Origin of the sequence: Mesorhizobium sp. M5C.F.Ca.IN.020.29.1.1, assembly GCF_003997375.1 — a bacterium.
Lineage (GTDB): Bacteria > Pseudomonadota > Alphaproteobacteria > Rhizobiales > Rhizobiaceae > Mesorhizobium > Mesorhizobium wenxiniae.
In genome coordinates this window covers 1-4,003 of sequence record NZ_RZSW01000558.1, presented here as the reverse complement: position 1 = coordinate 4,003, position 4,003 = coordinate 1, and the positions used below count along the sequence as shown (strand labels likewise).

General features: G+C 64.2%; 2 protein-coding genes. Both read right to left on the bottom strand.

Features of this window, described 5'->3' with window-relative positions:
- Positions 1-85 precede the first annotated feature (85 nt).
- Entirely contained in the window at positions 86-1,936 is a 1,851-nt protein-coding gene (gene iolD, locus EOA85_RS29525; protein ID WP_127212107.1) for a 3D-(3,5/4)-trihydroxycyclohexane-1,2-dione acylhydrolase (decyclizing), read from the bottom strand.
- Positions 1,937-1,971: 35 nt separating this feature from the next.
- Positions 1,972-3,906 (bottom strand): 5-dehydro-2-deoxygluconokinase, encoded by a 1,935-nt coding sequence (iolC, locus tag EOA85_RS29520; RefSeq protein ID WP_127212106.1) that lies wholly within the window; start codon positions 3,904-3,906, stop codon positions 1,972-1,974.
- Positions 3,907-4,003: the final 97 nt, after the last annotated feature.

Genomic DNA, 4,003 nt, shown 5'->3' with positions numbered 1-4,003 from the left:
GGTGGGGGTGCGGCGCCCGACCCCCACCCGGACCTTCGGTCCGACCTCCCCACAAGGGGGAGATAGGGGCTTGGCAGCGCCGACATCAATCTCCAATCTTCTGCATCTGCCGCTTTTCATCATAGGCTCTGCGCGCCGCATTCACTTGCGGCCGTGTCGAGACTTCCGGCACGGCAACGTCCCACCAGCTTCCACCGGCTTCGGTCGAAACTAGCGGATCGGTGTCGATGACCAGCACTGTGGTCCTTGTATTCTTCTTCGCTTGCGCCAGCGCCGTTTCCAGCCCGGCGACCGAGGAAACCTTCTCAGCGATGGCGCCGAGGCTTACCGCATGCGCCGCGAAGTCGATGTCGGGCAATATCTCATGGCGTGCGTCCTTCAGCAGATTGTTGAAGTTGGCGCCGCCGGTCGCCATCTGCAGCCGGTTGATGCAGCCATAGCCTCTGTTATCGAGCAGCACGATGGTCAGCTTGAGGCCGAGCATGACCGAGGTCGCGATCTCGGAATTGAGCATCAGATAGGAGCCGTCGCCGATCATCACGACGACCTCCTCGTCGGGCTTCGCCATTTTGGCGCCGAGCCCGCCAGCGATCTCGTAGCCCATGGTCGAGAAGCCGTATTCGGCGTGGTAGGAGCCGGGCGCGCCCGCCTGCCAGAGCTTGTGTAACTCGCCGGGCAGGCCGCCGGCGGCATGAAGCAATATCACGCCGGAGCCCATGGCGCGCTGCACGGCGCCGATCACTTGCGCGTCGGACGGGTAGGCGGCATTGGTCGACGCCGTCACCTTGTCTGCATCGGCCTGCCAGTCCTTCTTGCCCCTGGCCGCATTGTCGGTCCAGGCAGCCGGCGCCTTCCAGCCGTTCAGCGCCGCGTCAAGCTCGGCGAGCCCTTCCGCCGCATCGGCGACCAGCGGCAGCGCCTGGTGTTTTCCCGCATCGAAAGGCTGGACGTTCAGCCCGATGATGGTCTTGCCGGAATTCTTGAACAGCGCCCACGAGCCGGTGGTGAAATCCTGCAGCCTGGTGCCGACGGCAAGCACGACGTCGGCTTCTTCAGCCAGCCGGTTGGCCGCCGAAGTGCCGGTGACGCCGACCGCCGCCATGTTGAGCGGATGATCGTCCGGCAGCGAGGATTTACCGCCCTGCGTCTCGCAGACCGGGATGCCGGCGCCTTGCACCAGCTTCGCCAATTCGCCGGAAGCCTGCGAATAAAGCACGCCGCCGCCGGCAATCACTAACGGCTTTCTTGCCTCCTTCAGCGCCGCCACCGCGGCCGCCAATTCCCTACGGTCCGGACGCGGCCGGCGCTGGTTCCAGACCCGTTCGGCAAAGAGGCTCTCGGGGTAGTCATAGGCTTCGGCCTGCACGTCCTGGCAGAGCGCCAGCGTCACCGGTCCGCATTCGGCCGGATCGGTCAGCACCTGCATGGCGCGATTGAGCGCCGGGATGATCTGCTCGGGCCGGGTGATGCGGTCGAAATAGCGCGACACGGGCTTAAAGCAGTCATTGACCGTCGCCGTGCCGTCGGAGAAATTCTCGGCCTGCTGCAGGACAGGGTCGGGGATGCGATTGGCGAAGACATCGCCGGGCAGAAACAGGACAGGCAACCTGTTTACATGCGCAAGTGCTGCCGCCGTCACCATGTTGAGCGCGCCGGGGCCGATCGAACTTGTCGTGGCCATGAAGCGGCGACGGAAATTGGCCTTGGCGTAGGCGATCGCCGCATGCGCCATCGCCTGTTCGTTGTGGGCGCGGAAGGTCAGCAATTCGTCACGCACCTGGTAGAGCGCCTCGCCGACACCGGCGACATTGCCATGGCCGAAGATCGCCCAGGCCCCGCCGAAGATCGGCATTTTTTTGCCGTCGATCTCGGTCATCTGGCGGGCAAGAAAGCGGGTCAGCGCCTGCGCCATCGTCAGGCGGATTGTCTTGGTCATCTTGTTTTCCTCCGCAGTCCCAATGCCGCGCCTTCTTATGCTGCTTTGCGGCCGCGCGCGGCAAGCCATGCCTCGGTTAGTCTCTCGAAGCGCGACGCCATGTCGGCCACTGCCTCGTCGTCCGACATCTTGCCCGCAAACCACTGTTCGGCCGCGTTGATGAAGATGGTGCGTCCGACGGCGAAGCCCTTGACGATGGGCGCTTTGGCGGTGGCAGCGAAGGCCGCTTCCAGCTCGTCCTGCGGCGCTTCGAGGCCGAGCAGCACAACCCCACGGCACCACGGATCGTTCTTCAGGATCACCGCCTCGATCTTTGCCCAAGCCCCGGCCGAAGTCTGCGGTTCGAGCTTCCACCAGTCGGGCTTGATATCGAGCGCATAGAGTTCCTCCAGCGCGCGCGGGATCGTCGTGTCGTCGAGCTCGCCGTGCTTGCCGGCGATGATCTCGATGAGAAGTTCTCTTCCCACTTTCCGCGCGGCCTCGAACAGGCTTTTGAGCTTCTGCTGCTGCTCGGTCTTCAGCGGCTCCGGGTCGTCGGGGTGATAGAAGCACAGGCATTTGATGCAATGGTCGACCGGCCACTCGATCAATTGCGAGCCGATGTCCTGCGAGAATTCAAAACGAAGCGGCCGCGATCCCGGCAGCTCGACCGGCCGGCCGAGCCAGGCGAAGGAATGGCGGGCAAATTCGAACATCGCCTCGCGGCCGTATTTCTCGTCGAGCAGCATGCCGTATCCGGCGCGGCCGGCGGCGACCTTTGCCGCCGCCTTGACCGTCAGCACCTTGAAATCATGGATGCGCGACGGATCGGCGCCGGCTTTCGCGGCGACATCGTCAAGCTGGATACGGTGATCGCAGGCCAGCGCCATCAGCGAGGGAATGACGCGCCGGCGCGTCGTCGCCCAATGGATATGGTTGATCGCCTCGTCCTTGCGCAACGCCAGATGCCTGCTGCCGTTCTTCAGGAAGAACTGCAATTCCTCGAAGGTCGGGTATTCCGGCGCGCAGAGCAGCCGCGACACGGCGAAAGCGCCGCAGGCATTGGCCCAGGTCGCCGCCGTCGCTAGGCTTTCCTCGCCGAGCCAGCCGCGCAGGAAGCCCGACATGAAGGCATCGCCGGCGCCGAGCACATTATAGACCTCGATCGGAAAACCCTTGCCGACAATGCCGTCTTCGAGATCATCGCTGATCGGCCCGTCATAGACGATGCAGCCCATGGCGCCGCGCTTCAGCACGATAGTGGCCTTGGACAGCGAGCGGATCGTCTTCAACGCGCTGAGGCAATCGTCAGTGCCGGAGGCGATCATGATCTCTTCTTCGGTGCCGACGATCAGGTCGCAGTCGGGCAGCACCGTCTTCAGCCGGGCGGAGACCCGGTCGGATTTCACGTAGCGCTCGAACCCTTCGGCATGGCCGGCAAGGCCCCAGAGATTGGGGCGGTAGTCGATGTCGAACACCACCTTGCCGCCATTGGCCTTGATGGCGCGGATCGCCTTGCGCTGGGCGGCATCGCTGTTGGGCCGCGAAAAATGCGTGCCCGTGACGACGATGGCGCGCGCCGAGGCGATGAACGCTTCGTCGATGTCCTCCTCCGCCAGCGCCATGTCGGCGCAGTCGCTGCGATAGAAGATCATCGGCGAGACGCCTTCGTCCTCGACCGACAGCAGCACCAGCGCGGTCAGCCGGTCCGGGTCGGTCTTGAGGCCGTCGACCGAAACCCCTTCGCGCGTCAGCTGCTCGCGGATGAAGCGGCCCATCTGCTCGTCGCCGACGCGAGTGAGCAGCGCCGAGCGCAGGCCGAGCCTCGCCGTGCCGACCGAAATGTTGGCCGGACAGCCGCCGACCGACTTGGCAAAGGAGGTGATGTCCTCCAAGCGCGAGCCGATCTGCTGGCCATAGAGATCGACCGAGGCGCGGCCAATGGTGATGACGTCGAGCGGCGCATGTTTCGCGTCCATGGCTTCGCCCATTCGAACCTCCCATCAGCCTTGTTGTCTTGGGGTACACGCGCGAGCGGCAGCGTGGCGCCGGTAATATGAAATAATAATTCCAATCCGTAGTCAATAT

What these genes read in the sequence shown, in the direction of transcription:
- iolC (WP_127212106.1), bottom strand. Translation starts at nt 3,906, where the DNA reads ATGGGCGAAGCCATGGACGCGAAACATGCGCCGCTCGACGTCATCACC.
- iolD (WP_127212107.1), bottom strand. Translation starts at nt 1,936, where the DNA reads ATGACCAAGACAATCCGCCTGACGATGGCGCAGGCGCTGACCCGCTTT.